The organism is Dissulfurispira sp., assembly GCF_036745535.1.
In the GTDB taxonomy this organism is placed as follows: domain Bacteria; phylum Nitrospirota; class Thermodesulfovibrionia; order Thermodesulfovibrionales; family Dissulfurispiraceae; genus Dissulfurispira.
Genome location: NZ_DAIOFX010000040.1, coordinates 1 through 18,179 on the forward strand (window position 1 = coordinate 1; position 18,179 = coordinate 18,179).

The 18,179-nt window shown below is 41.9% G+C and carries 20 protein-coding genes and 2 riboswitches; of the genes, 7 read left to right on the forward strand and 13 right to left on the reverse strand.

The window, feature by feature from the left end; translation table 11 throughout:
• The 13 genes from V7L97_RS07830 to V7L97_RS07890 form a co-directional block, all read right to left on the reverse strand.
• The coding region (locus tag V7L97_RS07830; RefSeq protein ID WP_333654803.1) for a TonB-dependent receptor plug domain-containing protein at nucleotides 1–911 on the reverse strand (911 nt) is incomplete at its 3' end.
• Between the two features lie 26 nt (nucleotides 912–937).
• A riboswitch (cobalamin riboswitch) is annotated at nucleotides 938–1,197 on the reverse strand.
• 118 nt (nucleotides 1,198–1,315) lie between these two features.
• The gene (locus V7L97_RS07835) at nucleotides 1,316–1,792 is read right to left on the reverse strand and encodes a hypothetical protein (protein WP_333654804.1); all 477 of its coding nucleotides are present in this window, start codon (nucleotides 1,790–1,792) and stop codon (nucleotides 1,316–1,318) included.
• Complete coding sequence (locus tag V7L97_RS07840; RefSeq protein WP_333654806.1) at nucleotides 1,789–2,505, reverse strand: DUF4198 domain-containing protein; 717 nt, start codon at nucleotides 2,503–2,505, stop codon at nucleotides 1,789–1,791. The genes V7L97_RS07835 and V7L97_RS07840 overlap by 4 nt, the downstream gene beginning before the upstream one ends.
• Before the next feature lie 13 nt (nucleotides 2,506–2,518).
• Nucleotides 2,519–4,348, reverse strand: a complete 1,830-nt coding sequence (locus V7L97_RS07845) for a TonB-dependent receptor plug domain-containing protein (RefSeq protein ID WP_333654807.1) — start codon at nucleotides 4,346–4,348, stop codon at nucleotides 2,519–2,521.
• A gap of 97 nt (nucleotides 4,349–4,445) precedes the next feature.
• Nucleotides 4,446–5,243, reverse strand: coding sequence for a class I SAM-dependent methyltransferase (locus tag V7L97_RS07850; RefSeq protein ID WP_333654809.1), 798 nt, complete (start codon nucleotides 5,241–5,243; stop codon nucleotides 4,446–4,448).
• Nucleotides 5,244–5,367: 124 nt separating this feature from the next.
• On the reverse strand, nucleotides 5,368–6,192 hold the full coding sequence (locus V7L97_RS07855; RefSeq protein ID WP_333654811.1) for an adenosylcobinamide amidohydrolase: 825 nt from the start codon (nucleotides 6,190–6,192) through the stop codon (nucleotides 5,368–5,370).
• 146 nt (nucleotides 6,193–6,338) lie between these two features.
• Entirely contained in the window at nucleotides 6,339–8,300 is a 1,962-nt protein-coding gene (locus V7L97_RS07860) for a TonB-dependent receptor plug domain-containing protein (RefSeq protein WP_333654813.1), read from the reverse strand.
• A gap of 79 nt (nucleotides 8,301–8,379) precedes the next feature.
• Nucleotides 8,380–8,634, reverse strand: a riboswitch (cobalamin riboswitch).
• A 93-nt stretch (nucleotides 8,635–8,727) separates the two neighbouring features.
• Entirely contained in the window at nucleotides 8,728–8,928 is a 201-nt protein-coding gene (locus tag V7L97_RS07865; RefSeq protein ID WP_333654815.1) for a hypothetical protein, read from the reverse strand.
• 13 nt (nucleotides 8,929–8,941) lie between these two features.
• Nucleotides 8,942–9,751, reverse strand: coding sequence for an energy-coupling factor ABC transporter ATP-binding protein (locus V7L97_RS07870; RefSeq protein ID WP_333654817.1), 810 nt, complete (start codon nucleotides 9,749–9,751; stop codon nucleotides 8,942–8,944).
• Nucleotides 9,752–9,783: 32 nt separating this feature from the next.
• Nucleotides 9,784–10,632, reverse strand: a complete 849-nt coding sequence (cbiQ, locus tag V7L97_RS07875) for a cobalt ECF transporter T component CbiQ (protein ID WP_333654818.1) — start codon at nucleotides 10,630–10,632, stop codon at nucleotides 9,784–9,786.
• Nucleotides 10,633–10,635: 3 nt separating this feature from the next.
• The gene (locus V7L97_RS07880; protein ID WP_333654820.1) at nucleotides 10,636–10,986 is read right to left on the reverse strand and encodes a PDGLE domain-containing protein; all 351 of its coding nucleotides are present in this window, start codon (nucleotides 10,984–10,986) and stop codon (nucleotides 10,636–10,638) included.
• A 72-nt stretch (nucleotides 10,987–11,058) separates the two neighbouring features.
• Complete coding sequence (cbiM, locus tag V7L97_RS07885) at nucleotides 11,059–11,736, reverse strand: cobalt transporter CbiM (RefSeq protein WP_333654822.1); 678 nt, start codon at nucleotides 11,734–11,736, stop codon at nucleotides 11,059–11,061.
• Nucleotides 11,737–11,747: 11 nt separating this feature from the next.
• Entirely contained in the window at nucleotides 11,748–12,599 is an 852-nt protein-coding gene (locus V7L97_RS07890; protein ID WP_333654823.1) for a transporter, read from the reverse strand.
• Between the two features lie 191 nt (nucleotides 12,600–12,790).
• Here V7L97_RS07890 and V7L97_RS07895 point away from each other — a divergent pair, with 191 nt between their 5' ends.
• From V7L97_RS07895 to V7L97_RS07925, 7 genes are all read left to right on the forward strand, one after another.
• Nucleotides 12,791–14,065 (forward strand): hypothetical protein, encoded by a 1,275-nt coding sequence (locus V7L97_RS07895; RefSeq protein WP_333654824.1) that lies wholly within the window; start codon nucleotides 12,791–12,793, stop codon nucleotides 14,063–14,065.
• A gap of 44 nt (nucleotides 14,066–14,109) precedes the next feature.
• Nucleotides 14,110–15,471 (forward strand): HAMP domain-containing protein, encoded by a 1,362-nt coding sequence (locus tag V7L97_RS07900; protein WP_333654825.1) that lies wholly within the window; start codon nucleotides 14,110–14,112, stop codon nucleotides 15,469–15,471.
• On the forward strand, nucleotides 15,420–15,866 hold the full coding sequence (locus tag V7L97_RS07905) for a sensor histidine kinase (RefSeq protein ID WP_333654827.1): 447 nt from the start codon (nucleotides 15,420–15,422) through the stop codon (nucleotides 15,864–15,866). The genes V7L97_RS07900 and V7L97_RS07905 overlap by 52 nt, the downstream gene beginning before the upstream one ends.
• 3 nt (nucleotides 15,867–15,869) lie before the next feature.
• Complete coding sequence (locus V7L97_RS07910) at nucleotides 15,870–16,637, forward strand: carbon-nitrogen family hydrolase (RefSeq protein ID WP_333654829.1); 768 nt, start codon at nucleotides 15,870–15,872, stop codon at nucleotides 16,635–16,637.
• A gap of 40 nt (nucleotides 16,638–16,677) precedes the next feature.
• Nucleotides 16,678–16,992 (forward strand): hypothetical protein, encoded by a 315-nt coding sequence (locus tag V7L97_RS07915; protein WP_333654831.1) that lies wholly within the window; start codon nucleotides 16,678–16,680, stop codon nucleotides 16,990–16,992.
• A gap of 135 nt (nucleotides 16,993–17,127) precedes the next feature.
• Nucleotides 17,128–17,556, forward strand: a complete 429-nt coding sequence (locus tag V7L97_RS07920; protein WP_333654833.1) for a hypothetical protein — start codon at nucleotides 17,128–17,130, stop codon at nucleotides 17,554–17,556.
• Nucleotides 17,557–17,684: 128 nt separating this feature from the next.
• Nucleotides 17,685–18,179: efflux RND transporter permease subunit (locus V7L97_RS07925; RefSeq protein ID WP_333654834.1), on the forward strand; the 495-nt coding region annotated here is incomplete at its 3' end.

Consider the following 18,179-nt stretch of genomic DNA (forward strand, 5'->3'; position numbering starts at 1 on the left):
AGATATGTATGCGGATCGTCATAATTGTATTCATAGCGGTTTCTGATAAATGAGAGATTGATCTTTGAAGTCTTTGTGAAATCATATCCAGCCTTTAAAGTGATGTTGTCATCCCACCACCTGTTGTCGCCTTTGTCGCCTATTAAGTAACGGGGGTTGCCCTGATTATCCGTTGTATAAGACCAGCCTGTAATGCCTGCTGTGGGTTTACTCCCCCGGACATTAAAATCTGTAGGATAACCATTTGTTGCCTTATAGCCGTAGCTTAAAAAGAGGCTCAGCTTGTCCTTAAATTTGTCGCCATAAGAAAGATAAAACTTCCTCAGGTCATCCATTGCATCGCCTCTGTCAAAACTTGAGCCATAGCCTGTCTTAAATACAAATTCCCTCTTTTGGGGCATCTTTGTGATGATGTTCACAACGCCGCCCATTGCGTATCCTCCGTAAAGGCTCGAAAACGGGCCTTTTACAACCTCTATCCTTTCCACATCCTCCACTGCAAATCCTCCGTAACGAACGCCGCCAGAATATGCGTCATTAAGGGCAATCCCATCCATAAGGATTAAAGTCCTCTGCTGCGCAGGAATTCCCCTCAAAGTAATGGATGACATAGTATCCATAAGACCCTTTCCGCGCCTGACAAAAACCCCTGAAGTAGTATTTAATGTCTCATCAAGAGTTTTGATATTTCTTTTTTCCATATTTTCTTTCGTAACTACCGATACGCTTCCAGGAGTATCCTCCGCTTCCTTCTCTGTCCTTGTCGCAGTAACAACGATTTCTTCAAGAGATGCGGTATTTTTCTCTGCAAAGGAAGGGCTGACGGCTAAAGGTGAAAGGCAAAAGGCTATTAATAGGCTAAAGGCTGTAGGTTTAAGGCAAAAGGCAATAAAAAAGATAGATTTTTTCATCTTTTCCTCCCTCGAGAAATTTTTGGATTTTTTATTATGACTTGGATAGGTCTTCCGGCTTAGGGCATCCATCACCCTCACGCTTCATGCGTTCGGGTAATCCTTTCTACTTGCCCGCCTTCCCATCATCAAAGCAGTTTGAACTGTTTGAACCGTTTAAACGGTTATTGACAGTGGCTTCTTTAGTGGGCTTTCGTTCCCTTCACGGCTGCGGGGCAGCGGAGGAATTCGCTTTAACGGCGGCACCTCTCTTCCCTGACATCCAGCCAAATAGCAATTTCAGATTTTAAGATTTACAGATTAACTTTTAATATCACCTCCGTCTCTTAAGATTAGATTGTATATCAGTATATCAGTATATCAGTATATCAAAATATCAAAATATCAAAATGCCGGACTGTTTGTCAAACAGCAATTAACGGATATTCTTTTTTTTTTCTTTTAAACAATGCCATTGCTCCAAATACCCAACCTATGAGCCCGATGCCGACAATTGCCTTTGTGTATGCTGCTACCAATGGTTTTTTAAAGGACTCCATAAACATGCCTGCATTCACTCTCACTTCTATCTGCGCTCCGTGATAGCCGTGATCTGATTCTCCAAAGACCTTGATAATCCAAATTCCAGCGCGATCAGGCAAAAAAGAGACAAACCCGTTTTTGTCTGTCCTGCCCTTCTGATGAGGGGTTTTATCGCCGGGACCGAATATTTCATACTGCGAATAACTTGCAGGTTCATCCGGTGAATAAAATACCCTTGCACTGATACCTTTGTTTTCAATATGATAGTGGACTGAATGGGCTTCTGCCCATGAATGAATCATGAGCAGAAGCAGAGTTACAAAAAGACTCCTTACCACATTTTTATTTCCTGTCTTCATTTTGTCTCCCATGTCAAAACTGTAGTAAAAGAAAGAAAATCAGCATCAGAATCACTGGAAACAATTCTGTATTTTGCAATTACAACCTGCATGCCTTGCCCGGAAATCTCAATATTGACGATGCCGTCTTTGTCTGTTTTGCCTGCTTCCTTATGGTGTCCTGTCTCTATGGTTATGCCTGACAGGGGTTTGCCTTCGTATAACACCTTGACCGGCAGGATTTCCCCTTGCTTGAGAGATAAAGGATTCCTGAGAGGAACTATCTCAAACTTCATCCCCATCGGTTTTGTTACATTGTCGCTACGCTCAAATATGGATTTGGCAAACTGCGAGGAGTAAAATGAATCAACTACCTGGATGCCCTGTCTTTGCGCCTCTCTCTTTGTCATCCTCTTTTTGCCTTCAGACGTGGTTACAAGATAGCCGCCTTCAAAAGAGAGCGTTATCATAGAGACATCAGTATTTGAGGATAAATAAACCTTGTCCTTTTTATCAGTCCTTATTAAGGCAAGCTCACTTCCTTTCAGGTCAAAGGCTTTTATATCCTTAACTCTCTTAGGTTCATAAGGATCAATCTTGGGAGGGTGCCCCCATCCGACAATGAATCTGTCTCCTTCTTTTTCAACCCATGCATGGTGTGCAAAGGCTGAAGATATAAAACCTAAAGACAGAAGACAAATAATAGCCGTTACAATCAATAAAATCTTTCTCATTTTCAATCCTCCTTTAAATGTTAAAAGTTAGTTTTCCGAATATGACCCTGCCGAGCCATTGTTTATCAGGCTCTCCGTAATCGGACTCAAAGATGTTGTCAATATCCAGTGAGAATTTAAGGTTTTTTGTAATCTCTTTAACTACTTTCAGGTTTGAAATATAGTAATCATTTGTCTTCTGGGTATTGGCTTCGTTTTTATACGCCTCGGATATATAATTCGCAAACCAGTGCAGAGACATCTTCAAAGGTTTAATCTTGTAATCTATGCCCAGACTGGCGGTATGGTTGGGATTGTATGACAATCTCTTTTCTGTATTCTTGTTTTTTGTCTCAAGATATGTATACCCAAGATTAAAGGCAAGGTTATCTAAAACAGATGCCTTAACGCCAGCCTCCACACCTTGTGTATATGCCTTTTGGGCATTCTTCCATGTCCTTTCAGTAGCTGATATATCAACTGGGACTATAATATTTTTAATGTCGTTTCTGAATGCAGAAAGGTTTGTGGATAATCTCTTTGAAAATGTATGCTCTATGCCGACAGAATAACCCCATGATATTTCAGGGTTAAGATTTTCATTAGGTATGTTCCACCATGTGCCGTGTTTGAAATTGACATATAGTTGTCTGATTGTAGGCGACTTGAATGCCCTTCCTGCCGACAACCTCATGCGTGTATCATCGCTGATATTCCACATAAGGCTTGCCTTGGGGTTAAACTCAGTGCCATATAGAGAATTGTCATCAAGTCTTCCGCCTATGACAATGCTCAAAGGCTTTAAAACTATCTCATCTTGAAGATACAGACTTTTAACCTCAAGCTGTTTATCTATTTTCTGAGCGCCGCTCATTAAATCAACATCCCTGCGAAGATATTCTGCCCCTATGGTTGCCAGATGATAATTCCCTATTGCCTTTGTATATTGTGTTTCCATCTGGGTATATGCAATGTCGCCAGATCTGCGGGTATATCCGGGTGAGAATGAATCAAGGTCAAGCTTATACCAGTAGCCTTTTATTTTAAGGACAGAATCATCAGGGAAATTTATCTCAACAGATGGACTTATCCTCAGTTTCTCCTCTACCATGTATTTCCATCTCAAATCATCATGATTAAATCCGAGATTTAAAACAGTCTTCGGAGATAATCTATATGCCAATCTTGTAGAGACATATTCCCCTTTAAAGTCATCTTCTGCTGCTCCATATCTGCCTCTTTCGGATGTCTCACGATGAGCGCTCACAAAAAATCCAAATTTATCATTGAACCATTGCCCGTATCCCAGATTCAGCAGTGATGTATCATAAGAGCCGTAACCTGCAGATGCCGTAAATAAAGGCTTTTCAGGTATTGGCTTCGTGATAATATTCACCACGCCTGCCATCGCATCACTGCCGTATAAAACGGATGCAGTACCTTTTACAATTTCAATCTTCTCTATCATCTCAACAGGAATCTGGTTAAGACTGATACCGTACTCGCCCATTGCGCCTCCCAGAACCCTTTCACCGTTTATAAGTACGAGTCCATAACCCTTATCAAAGTCCAGCCCTCTTAACTTTGAACGCCATGCCGATGAGCCGGGAACATTCTCTCCCTGAATGTAAAATCCGTGGACTTTTCTTAAAGTCTCTGATACATTCTTTGCATTGGACTGCTCTATCTCCTCTTTAGTGATTAATACTGTCTCCACAGGCACATCTTCAAGGGTGTGCTGTGTTTTTGTCGCAGTAACAACGATTTCCTCGAACTTTGCTTCTTTTTCTTCTGCTTTTACCACTCGTATGCCGATTAATAAAATCAAGATACAAAATAGAAAGCCTCTTAAAACCTTTTCCATTATCAAACACCTCCTAAAATTTTTTTTCTATTGCCTCCTTTCTTAGGAGAACTAAAGCCTTCGTGGCTTAGTTCAAATATTTATGAAAAATATTACTTTAAGTGTTTCTCTCCCACCAATACATCCCTACACGGGCTGTATCCTTTAGCCACATATGATCGCATTCAAAAACAATCCTCGATTTTATTCCCTCTATTTCATATGGATGGAGTCTCCTGTCCATCATAAACGACCAGTATTCCTTAATCTCATCGGTTGAGTGGTAGGCAAGCGAACTCTCTGTTTCATAGCATTTGGTAAATAACATTGTGTAATCTCCATATTGCCACTTAACTTTTATCTCCGGAGCGCCGAGCTCTGTAACGACAAAAACATTCTTCGGTTGTGCGTGAAATATTTTTTCGACTGCCTGTTTGAATCCCATCTCTGTCAGATGCAGACTGTTGCAAGCCATGATAAGGTCATAATTCCTTAATTGATAAACAGGGGAATCCTCCCATCTCCGTTCATCCACATGGAGCCAATCTATGCCGCGATTAAAAGTTTCTTCGTATAAAATATTTCTCATGCCTGCTGACGGCTCAAGGGAAGTAACATCACACCCGATAGCGCATAGAGGCAAAGAAAGGACGCCGTTTCCTGCGCCGATGTCAAGAACTCTCCAGCCCGGCTCTACTATTGTGGTGAGGACATCAATGATCCTATCATGGTAATTGTTATGCTCAATCCACGATCTGTACCACTTTGCATAGATGTCCCAGAATTGAACTGTGGCGGCTCTTTTGCAAATAATATCATCCATCTTTTCCTCCATCGGGATAAAAAATATTCTCTCCTTCATGGAGGATACGAGCCGCCCTCTTAGCGGGATAACATAGATAAATAAAAAAGCCACAAAAACCTGCATCTTCTGATGCAAAGCCTTCGTGGCTGTAATTTCTTTAGTACAGATTAAAACTAATCCCCGAACTTCGAGTCCGGGATTTCTAACAGCTAAGTTAGAATACATAAACAACATCTTATTTGTCAAACCTTTTAAATCCATTTTGTTTCCCAAGCGCCTCAACTACTGCTTCATAGACCGCCTTTCCTATTAATCCGCCAATTCTGCTGTGGCCGCCTGTATAAGTGACCTTCGGTCCGGATATTCCTGAAACAACGATGACGCTGTCAGTTCCTGTGCCTGTTGCCTGAACATGCTTTGTGTAACTGCTCGGAACCATTAAGTCCTCAAAGGCTGCGGTCTTTGCCTCTGTTACTATCACTATCGCCCTTGCCATTGCACCATCTGTAAGCCTTGCATTGGTGAGGATAATGATATTTACAGTGCCTTTTGGCTCTTCCCCTTCAATATGAGTTCCTTCATCAACTCCTGCTCTTAAGGCATTGGTCTTTGCGCCTGCTGTTACCAGTGCTGTAACGACAAATGGTTTGTATTCTTTAGTTATGACGGCAAGGTTATCCATGTCAGCAGCAGTGCCCATCTGTGCAATGTCTTCACTTCTTATACCGAGCATTTTTGCAATCCTTTCCTTTATCTTTCTTGAATACACCTTTCCGCCAACTTCATGCTCTGTCTTCATTTCCTGACATACCTTTTTCCACAATTCTGGATGGGCAGAATGATTAACTACAGCCATTGCATCAACAAATCCATCGTTTGTTGAGAGAACCCGCCTTCTTTCAGGAAACTGCACAATCAGGCTCTTTTCCCACAATCCATCCCTCTCTGCCTTAACTACAGACGTCTTTGCATTGAGGTCTTGAGGCAGAGAAATTTCCCCTGCCATGACAATTGATGGAATCAATAGAAAAATTAAAATCCATAAAACTCGTTTCTTCATTTATATCCTCCAATTATTAGATTGCTTCGTCACTCCGCTCCTCGCAACGACAACCCCTCCGTGATCCTCCCCTTAGTAAGGGGAGGATCACGGAGGGGTCATTGCGAGCCGTAGGCGAAGCAATCTCAAGCTTTTCTCAGCCTAAGTTAAAATATCCACCTTACCCCTGTCACAAATGTTCTCCCCGGCATCGGATAACTAAGAACATACTCATATGCCCTGTCAAAGAGGTTCTCCACAGATGCCGTGATTTCAAGGTTTTTAATCGGTCTGTAAGAGCCTTTCAGATTCACCACTGTAAAGTCTCCTTTCTTCACCACATTTTCCCCATTTGACGGAGGCGCCCAATCCTGAACCCTTTCATCTCCTGTGTAATTAGCAATAAGCATGGCATCCCATTTCTCCTGACCAGCCTTTATTCCAAAGGCACCTGTCCATTTGGGAGTGTAAAGTAGAGTCTTCCCGTATTTGCTTATTTCAAGGTCATCCTTGCTTGAATACTTTGTGTGATAGGTGATGTTTGTAAACGGTTCAATGGACACATTCAGACCAGATGCCAATCCCACATCGTATGAAAGGCTGACTTCTATGCCCTGAAGTGCTGCGCCGTCAACATTCTTGAATGTCTGTGCAGAAAGGGTGCTGTCATAATAGCTCAATATCTTGTCTTTAAAGTCTGTATGAAAGAAGGTTAAACAACTCTTAAACAAATCCTTTGAATATTCAATCCCTGCATCATAGGATGTGCTCTTTTCTGGTTTTAAGTTTGGATTTCCAAGATAGCGAGTTCCCCACGAAGAGACATAATCCGTTGCAAGCTCGTCAGGAGCAGGTGCGCGAAAAGCAGTGCCGATATTACCCTTAAAGCTGAAATTATCTGTGAGTTTATATACCAGCCCGCCCCTTACAGTTACATTGTCTAAGTCCTCTTTCCGCGGCTTAACGCTTGGGATTCCCGGTGTTGAAAGCACTCTGTTTTCAAAATAGTCATAACGGAGTCCTGCACTTAGAAGAAGTTTTTTATCGAAAAGACTTATCCTTCCTTCTGCAAAGATACCGTAACTGTCGTATCTTGAGTTTGGATTATACGGCGCACCTGTGTTCCTTGAGCTTTCGACCTCGATCCTGTCCCATTGGCCTCCAATAATTATCCTGTGATCATCTAAGGCAAATGTCTTCTGAAGACTTACCCCCTGTGTGTCCGTCTTTGTTAAGGAGATATCTGAATTTCCTATGCCGTATGTCATTCCTCCATCATGGGATTCGTCCCTGTCCTTGAGGAGATAATATTTTCCATTGAAGTCTTCTGTTTTATATTCAATATCAAAGCCGTCCCTCCATTTGTCCGAATAGTTGTCAGGATCAGGAGAATACCTTGCACCAGGGGAGCCTATTCCCCATCCCCTCCAGTGCTGAAAGCCGATGGACATATGGTGCCTGTCAAAAAGTTTGTAGCCAAAACGGGCGGATACGGTCTCATCGTCATATCCAGTGTTTTGAATCTTTCCATAATCCCTTGACTCATAATCACCCATTGATGAACGGCTCGCAGTAAGATAAAAATCGAACAAACCTTTTTTGCCATTTAATTCAGCAAAACCTTTCCGGTAATCCCATGAGCCTACTTCTCCACCTATCGAACCATGAAAGCCCTCTTTACCTTCCTTTGTTATTATGTTTATCACGCCTCCCATGGCAGATGAACCGTATAAAACAGATGCAGGTCCTTTGACTATCTCAATTCTTTCGATGTCTTCTACGGGTATTTTTGCTAAATTTACGGTGCCTGCACGATGGCCGTTGATAAGCACAAGAACCCTGCTTTTTAAATCGCTGAAGAGGTCTGTTGTTAATCCTCTTAATCCAATTCTACTGGTAAGTACCCCCGGATATTTGTGGACATGTCCTATGGATGCCTCTGAAATCAGGTCACCGGCATCCTTTGCAGTGGAATTTTTAATGTCTTCCCGGGTGATTATCTGGACAGAGGCAGGGACATCTTTTTTAGGTTCTTCGACTTTTGTTGCGGTTACTAAGATTTCTTCAAGCGATGCGGTCTTCTGTTCTGCAAAGACAGGAACAGCAGAAAGGGTAAGGGCAAATGGCAAATGGCTAAAGGCTAAAAATAGAAATGTAATAACAATGACGAAAATCTTTTCATCTTTTCCTCCCTCGAGAAATTTTTGGATTTTTTATTATGACTTGGATAGGTCTTCCGGCTTAGGGCATCCATCACCCTCACGCTTCATGCGTTCGGGTAATCCTTTCTACTTGCCCGCCTTCCCATCATCAAAGCAGTTTGAACTGTTTGAACCGTTTAAACGGTTATTGACAGTGGCTTCTTTAGTGGGCTTTCGTTCCCTTCACGGCTGCGGGGCAGCGGAGGAATTCGCTTTAACGGCGGCACCTCTCTTCCCTGACATCCAGCCATATTGTGACTGTTTTTTCTAAATCCGTGTTCTGTGCTCTGACTATCACCTCCTTCATTGCTTCATAGTCAATAGTTTTAACATATGTTTTTACAATCTTTCAAGTTTAGCCGATTACTTTCAGCGCATCTTCAAAGAGTCCGTTCAATTTCTTTGTCTCGTTATAGAGATTGGAAAGGATGGCAGACAACTCCTTATTCCCAAGTGATGACATCTTTTCAGCCCAATCTCTATAGGTCTTTGCATGTTCGTCGTTATGCTCCTTCCAGTGATGAAGCAGGTGTTTGAGCTTTTGCAAATCGTCCATTTATTTTCTCCTTTCAATGTTTATGAAATAGATAATGCGAATGGATATGCCTGTGGGCTAAAGGCCCGTGACAATGGATATGCTCATGTACAAGATTGACCTTCAGCAATAAGTCCTCATCTTTCAGAATATCTTCTGCACTTCCTGTTTTTTCAATTCTATGTTCTTCCGAAAGCACAGCCACCCTGCATTGAAGCTCATCCACCAGAGATAAATCATGGGTAGCAATCACGATTGTCTTTCCTGCCTCGCTTAGAGCAAAAAGCAGTTCCACAAGAAAGCACTGGGTTTTAGGATCAAGTCCATTGGTAGGCTCATCGAGGAGCAGAGCTTCAGGATTCATAGTCAGTACCGAGCCGATAGCTACCCTCTTCTTTTCCCCGCCTGAGAGCATATAGGAAGGCCTGTCTTTCAGGTTTTCTATGTTAAGCATCTGCATTACTTCAAATGCCCTGTCCATAGCCTCACTTTCATTAAGGCCCAACTGAACAGGGCCGTAAAGCAATTCATCCAGGACATTGGGACAGAACAACTGGACATCCGAGTCCTGAAACACATACCCTACTCGTTCTCTGAAAAATCTTAAAAATTCTTTATCTTTTAAAGTCTTTTCAGACACCTCATTATCTCTGAAAAATATACTGCCGGATGATGGATGAATGAGGCCGTTCATTATCTGAAGCAGGGTCGACTTTCCGCTCCCGTTTGCGCCTATTACTGCAAATTTCTCTCCCTCTTTTATTGAAAGACTCACATTTAAAAGGGCAGGAATTTTGCCGTAATAGTTATAGCTCACATCTTCGATCTTTATGATACCGTCCATCTCTTATCCCCAAAAACAGGCATGCATGCCTGTTAAATACATAAAAACAACACTCCTACAAAAAAAAGGAAAAACCCTGCGGCCCGATCAATGCTGCTCATCTTTCTAAAGCCGTACAGTTTAATGGTATCAGAAAAACCCCTTCCAAGCATAGCCTTGAATACATCCTCGCACCTCTGCTGCGTCTTTTTGAACATAAATGCAATCCTTCCTGCAATCCATTTTCTTGCCTCGGTATTAGTCGCTTCACCAGGCATCCTGCTCTTCTTTGCGAGATGCATGTCTTCAACTGTTTTTGCAAAGATAAAGATGTATTTGTAAGTGAGGGTTATAATCATCAGAATTGCATCAGGCGCTCTGAAAACCTTCAATGCCCTGATAATCTCTGAGAAAGGAGTTGTATACAAAATCAGAAAAGATAGGGCAATGGAATTCAAAACCCTGAGCGTGAGCATGGCAACACCAGAAATCCCTTCTCTTGTAATGCCTATCGTCTCAGGCACATGATAAATCCAGAAATCATAAGACCTTGAAAGATGAATGACAGGCAGGATAACTTCTCCCTTTGTAATGACATTAAATGCAGAAGGCAGGGCAATAAGAAACCCGAATATAAATCCGAGGGGGATCACTTTTTTATAGAAATTAAAAAGATTCAGTCGCGATATTGCGGCCAGACCAAAAACAAAAAACGCAATACCAACTTCGGGCAGTATCTCTTTTTTCAAACTTACAATAATGATAAAAAATATTAAAAAAAGCACCTTTATGCGTGCATCAAGTCTCTGAAAAAAACCATTCTTTGACGCAAATTCCAACTGGATATACCCAGTTTTAATTACTCTGCCTAAATGGCTTATGCCGCTGTCGATAAAAGACATTCTCTATGCCCTATGCTCTTTGCCCCTTGTCTTTATCAAAAGCCTCGAAATTAAATAGATCACACCACCTACTATCGCTATGCCCAAAATCCCGGATACGACATAGGATAAAACCTGAATAATAAACGGAGAGCTTTCGCTTCCGAGATTATAGTCGGCTATCGGAGCTTTCCACAAATCGGTTAGCTTCTTTAATCCCTCCGGAACATATCCGAGAAGTTTTTCGAGGGTATCTGTTCCCCATTCTCCCCACGCATCTCCTGCATTGAATTTTTCTGGAAGGAGAATGCCAATCGGGGATAGTAAGGCCATTATGATAAGACCTATCCAGAGTTTTTTCTGAAAGCGTGTCATTTAAAGCCTCCAAGCAATTAAGTTATTAAGTAATTGAGCTATTAAGTAATTAATACTCATTCACTCATTTACTTATTTACTTAATGACCAGATTAATTCTGGTTCGTGTTTAAGGAAATACTTGAGAAGCAATACTGTTACTATACCTTCAACTATACCGAACAGTAGCAGATGCTCCAGTGCCATTACAGGGACAGCCACCGATAAAGGATATGGTGCATAAAGAGGCCTTCCGTCAGGAGACATAGCAATCAAGGGCTGAATGCCGAACTCTATGGCTGTAACTATGGCACTTATGGAAAGGCCTATATAACCCGAAAGGAATGACGCAACATGCAATCTGAATCCAGCAGTGGCATTACCTTTCACCAGCTTAAACACCCAATATGAGACAAAAGGCATCACCACAGCCATGTTAAAGCAATTTGCTCCGATGGCTGTTATTCCTCCGTCTCCGAATACAACAGCCTGAATTATCAAAACCACCGACACGGCTATTACTGCAGTCCACGGACCTAAAAGGATTGCAATAATACCTGCACCGACTGCATGGCCTGTTGTTCCACCGGGAATGGGGATATTAAACATCTGAATAAGAAAAGAGAATGCTGCTGCCATTGCCAGATAAGGAACGTACTTCACAGGCACATCCCGTTTTAGCCTTTTAAGGGCGACTGCCCAGAATATAAATGATGCTCCATATAACGGCACATAGGTTTGAGGGCTTAAATATCCGTCAGGGATGTGCATACAAACTCCTTCTAAAATCTGAAAGCTATGCCTGCCAGCACAGCTATATCATCAGCAGGCTTATTAAGCCCGCCCTTAACACCGAAGTTAACATCAAAACTTTCTGTAATTGAGTAAATCAATCCTCCGAGAATAAAGGCAGGATGTGTGCTTTTGCCTTTTTCTTCGTTTCTTTCAATGCCGGTGTCTGCAACAATCTTTAAATCCTTCACAACCTCAACCTCTGCTGCCAGAGATGCCTTCCATATGCCTCTTCTTTTTGCATCCTTATCCTCTTGAAGCTTGTAGTTGTTGTGTGTATAGCCTAAATTCAGGTGAAATGCCCACGGCTCAATCTCCTTTGTTGAAATAAATAGAATCTCATAAGATGCCCTGCCATTGCCGAGACCTTTGTTTTCATTACCTGTGGGCAATGAAATAGATGGCTTTAAACCAAAGCTAAGACCCTCATGCTCGTAAAATCTCCACTTTGCTCCGATAGCTATATCCGATATGCCTTTTGTATCCGCAGATGGGTCAGTGGGGTCAACAACTCCGTTTATCTTTGTCTTGCTCCATTTATATGGCGCTTCAATAAAGATGTCCAGATTGTCAATCGCTCCATATGTAAAGACCGTTGCTATCTCGCTGCCTTTAACCTTTACGGTATCTTCAACTCCATCATCATCCGTATCTTCTCTTTCTTTGTCGAAAGTGAATTCCGTGTTCACCTCAACCTGAAACTTTCCCTTTCCCTGAGTGCCTGTGTCATCTGTAACGAGGGGGTGGGCAGCATAAGAGGCAGTTGATAGTGAAAAGTTCATAGCGACCATTAAAAAGAGAGTCAAGAGATTGAATCTAAAATCCTGAATCCTTAGCTTCATCTTAACATTAACCTCCTTGGTTTCAAAAAATAGAAAGCCACGAAGACTTAATTTATCCAGCTATCCAGACTTCCTGACTGGCGACCTGCTGGTCTTTGTTTAGGCCTTCGTGGCTCTAATATTCTGACAAAAGAATAGCATCACAAAAAACTGTTTGTCAATATAAAAAACTCAAGTAAAATAAATCTGCTATGCATCCCCTTTTAGAGCTATTTATAGATTTTGCCGAAAAAGAAGGCATTGCAACCGATTCATTCATTGTCGGTGGTGCTGTCAGGGATATCCTTTTGGGGAAAGAGTTAAACGATATAGACATAGCCGTAAAAGGAGATGCCATTAATATTGCTAAAAGGTTTGCTCAGGAAATCGACGGATCCTTCGTGCTTTTGGATAAAGAATTCGGAATTGCCCGTATTGTTAAAAACAGTCAGTTTATAGATATCTCCATACTGAGAGGGGACTCCATTCATTCCGACCTTTCCGAGCGTGATATAACTATAAACGCAATGGCAATCCCTTTAGCAAGCTTTCAGCCGTCAGCCTTTAGCCTTCAGCATTTGATAGATCCGCATAACGGTAAAGACAATCTCTTCAACAGAATTATCAGAATGGTATCGGAGGAAAATCTTATAAAAGACCCCTTAAGAATCCTCAGAATTTACCGCTTTGCTGCAGCACTGAATTTTTCCATAGAAGAAGATACACTAAGTGCAACTGAAAGGCTTGCACCATTGATAACCTCTGTCGCTGTAGAGAGAATCGCCGAGGAGTTGAGATATATCGTCAGGCTTGACGATTCCTACAAAACAATGAAAGCCTTGATAGACAACAGAATCCTTGCAAATATCTTTCCTGAAGTCAGAATAAACTCTCTGAAGTTATACAAAACTACCGAAGAAATTTTAAGTAATCCATCCGATAGCCTTCAGCTTTCGGCCTTCAGCCTTCGGCCTTTAATTAAATATTTCGAAACCGAATACAGATATATATGCTTAAAACTATCCACTTTATTCCCTAATCCTGATAGTGCCAAACAATCTGCTATAAGATTAAAGATGTCGAGAAAGGAAGTGAAGTTCATCCATGAAATGGCGCTTAAACGCGCAAAGATTTTAGATTCTTATAAAGAAATGCAGGGGATGGCGGATGAAACGAAGATCATCGGACTTCTAAAGGAATTCCGTGGCGATGTATATCCATTGATAATACTCGCCATAGCACAAGAACCTTCCATCACAGCCTTCTGCAAAGAGGTTGTCAGGTTTTATGATAATGTATTTAAACCAAGAGCAGCAATGCTTCCAATTATTACAGGCGATGACCTTATAAATATATTCAATTTGAAGCCGTCGCCCATATTTAAAGAACTACTTGCTGAAATAGAAGATATGATTTTATATGGTCGAATAAGTTCTAAAGAGGAAGCATTAAAAATGGTGGAAGAAATGCTTAAAGACAAATCCTGATACAAATCATACACTATTTATTCGCTCCATATTAAAATCAAGCCATGGAAAAAATCGATCGCTCATATATCAGAAAAATACGATATGCCATTCAGTGGGCAGTATTCCTAATAGTCATATATTCAGGCTATAAGTTCTATCTTTTCACTCAGGCGCTGGAGCAGGGACTGATGCCTGCTGTCAACCGCCCTCCATCAGTTGAAGGGTTTATGCCAATTGGTGCATTGATGGCATTAAAGCTCTGGATTACAGAAGGCATATTTGACCCAATACATCCCGCAGCACTCGTAATATTCATCGGTGCAATACTATTGGCAATTCTGCTGAAAAAATCCTTTTGCAGTTGGATATGCCCTGTAGGAGCATTGTCCGATGCAGTATGGAAAATAGGCAAAAGAATCTTCGGAAAAAATTTTGCAATCATGAAATACATAGATTACCCTCTGCGCTCCTTAAAGTACATTCTTATGGCGTTTTTCCTTATTGTAATCCTTGCAGCACTTCTTTCCAATTTTATCTTCGAATGGCTGATAATAAAAGATTTCGACAACTACGTGAACGGCGTGAAAGAAGACCAGTTCTACTGGATACTGGCTTCGGTTGAAGGCAGTTACTCTGATGGGAAATGGGATACAAAGGCATTGTCAGAATCAATACACTGGGCAATGATGCTGGGTCTCGATATAAAAGTCCTTAATGCTGACGGACATGAAGTTATATCATCCATGGAAGTTATGGACTCCCTTTCGGATACCATGAAACGCAGAATGAAAGCACTCTTTCACATGCACATGACAGAAGGCAAATACGAAGAATACCCTCTTTACATCGAAGGCAAAAACATCGGGAAACTCCTGTCGAGGCCATTTGAGAAGGATGTGATAAAAGAGAAGGAAGCCGTATTTAGAATGAGGTCGAGAAACTTCATCCTCGTCTCATTTCTTATAGCAGGCGGAGGCTCGCTGGTAATAGCCCTATTCTTCAGCCGATATCTGTCAAAACCCTTGACCGATCTCAAGACAGCAGCAGAGAGTATTGCAAAAGGTGATTTCAATGTGACAATAACACCGAAAACCGGCGACGAAGTCGGGAGGTTATCCGAGAGCTTCAACATTATGGCAGAATCACTCCGAAAAGAGGAGGAATTGCGAAAACGTCTTATGTCCAATATTGCGCACGAACTGAGGACGCCGCTGACAATAACGAAATCTCATATAGAAGCAATAGAAGATGGAGTAATCGAATCAGGGAAAGGTTTGGAAAATATAAAAGGCGAGATTAACCGTCTGATCAGACTCATAAAGGGCATAGAGGATATCACAACTGCCGAGGCGAGTTTCTTCACCAGGGGGAGGTGGCAGAAGTCAATCTCAAGGAATTCATATCAGAACTATCCGAAGAACTGAGGCCGGCATTTAAAGAAAAGCGCCTCGATATAACTATCGCAAAAGAGGATGACTTGATGGTTGTTACCGATATAGAAAAATTGGAAAAGATAATAAGAAATATCATATCAAATTCTTTAAAATTTACAGAAAAGGGCGGTGTCTGGATTGATTACGGGACAGAAGAAAGCGATTTTTACATAGAAACAAGAGATTCTGGAAGAGGCATACCGGAAAACGAAATGCCGCACATATTCGACCGTTTTTATAGGATTGAAGGATCAAGAACCGCTGGATTAGGACTCGGACTCGCCATCGTAAAAGAACTAGTAAATGTTATGGGCGGAAGGATTGAGGTGGAAAGCAAGGTGAATGAAGGAACTACATTCAGAATCTACCTCCCAAGAGGTGCTTAACGAATGAAAATCGCCTTAATACAATTAAATATTGAATGGGAATCGAAGAAGACAAACTACGAAAAGGCAGAGTCCTTTGCAAAAAAAGCAGCAGAGGAAAAATGCGATGTCATCGTCTTCCCCGAGATGTTCAATACCGGTTTTTCCATGAATGTACCTGCCATTGCAGAAGATGACAATGGAGAGACCAATTCGGTGCTGTCAGAAATAGCAAAAAAATACAGCATATATCTGATTGCGGGTTTCCCTGTGAAGAAGCAAGATGAAGAAAAGGGCAGGAATATAGCGGGTGTCTATGACAGAAGAGGCATTCGCATTGCTGCTTACACAAAAATCCATCCGTTCTCCTTCTCCGGTGAAGATAAATATTATATTGCAGGCAGCGATACGGTCATCTTTGACATAGACGGAATACCCTCCAGTATCTTCATCTGTTACGATCTGAGATTTCCGGAGGTATTCAGAAAAGTAGCAAAGAATGTGCAGGCGACCTTTGTTATTGCCAACTGGCCTGCTTCTCGGAAAGAGCACTGGGAGATATTGCTGAAGGCCAGGGCAATCGAAAACCAATGCTTTGTAATCGGCGTTAATCGTACAGGAACAGACGGCAACGGCATTCATTATTCAGGGGCATCACATATTTTTGATCCATCAGGAAATGACATCCTCTGCGGTAACGATAAAGAAGAGTTCCTGTTAGGAGAAATAAATCCATCAGAGGCTATAGAAATCCGTTCAAGATTCCCATTCCTCAAAGATATGAGGATTTAATCTTCATAATTCCTTCAATATCGCTTGTTATCTTAAATCAATGATAAAGCTTGTTTTCATATTTATATTGTTTGCATCTTTATTTTCAGGAACCTACTCCAAAAGCTCAGGAGATGAAATTACCCCATACGGCGCTTATTGCCCTTTGTGTGGAGATTACGGATACTGCACTAAACAGCCTGCGCAAAAAGAGATAACAGATGCCCTGAAATCTTACTATTCAAAAAAGGGATTAAAGGTGGTCTTGATAAAGCAGGACGGGAGATTTGCAGAGGCAGAGGTTTATAAAAATGGGGAACTTGTTGACAAAATACTGCTCGACTGCAGGACAGGCAGGATCAGGTCTATATATTAACAGGCTTTTTACTCATCCCCCCTCCTTCAGGCAGCCTTTCCCCAAGGCTGCCTCTTTTTTTGGGTGCAGTTATTCATAATTTATTCAAAATATTTACGTAACATACTGCAAATAAGAAGACAGTCAGGAGGGGAGATGAAAAAGAGAAAATTAATAATCGCAGCGGGATTAATTTTAATTGCAGGTCTTTTATTGTATTTTTCGAAGGCAATATCTCTGAACACTATTTTTAAAGCCAAAAGCGCGGAATCCTCAAAAATACAGTCTTCTGAACATCAAGGTCATACCGGAGGAGGCATATCGCAGCAGCAAACAGCAGCACAGGAACAAACGCCTGAAGAGCCTCCCACAGTAGAAATACCTACGGACAAGCAGCAGTTGATAGGAGTAAAAACAGTCGAGGTGTCCGTAAAACCCCTCCAGAAGATCATCAGGACAGTAGGACGCATCGAATACGACGAGCGCAGGTTGTTTACCGTTAATACGAAATTCGTAAGGATGGATAGAAAAGCTCTACGTGGATTATACGGGAAGATATGTCAAAAAAGGAGAGCCTCTCGCTGAAGGATTGAGGGAGGTAACAATGGGGTTGAAGGCAGGAGAAAAGGTCGCTTCATCCGCCACGTTCCTCATAGACTCCAAGGCAAAACTGAAAAATATAGCGCCCCTCGGCGGACACAAGCACTGATAACATGATCGCAAAAATAATCGAATACAGCGCACGCAACAAGTTTATCATTTTTCTGCTCGTCGCCTTTCTCAGTATGGGGATACTGGGCATTAAAAAGGACCCCCTCGATGCCATACCGGATTTGAGCGACACACAGGTAATCATCTTTACGGAATGGCCAGGAAGAAGCCCGGACCTTGTGGAAGACCAGATAACATATCCTATAACATCGACTCTCCTCGCAGCTCCGAAGGTGCAGGTGGTTCGTGGATTTTCGTATCTCGGCAGTTCGTTCATATACGTCATCTTCGAAGAAGGGACAAACATTTACTGGGCCCGAAGCAGGGTACTCGAGTATTTGCAGGCAGTCAAAAGCAAGATACCTGCGGATGTCAATCCGGTGCTCGGTCCAGATGCAACAAGCGTGGGATGGGGATTCTCTTATGCGGTGATAGATGAAACAGGCAGGCATGATCTATCGCAGCTTCGCTCGGTTCAGGACTACAACATAAAACTC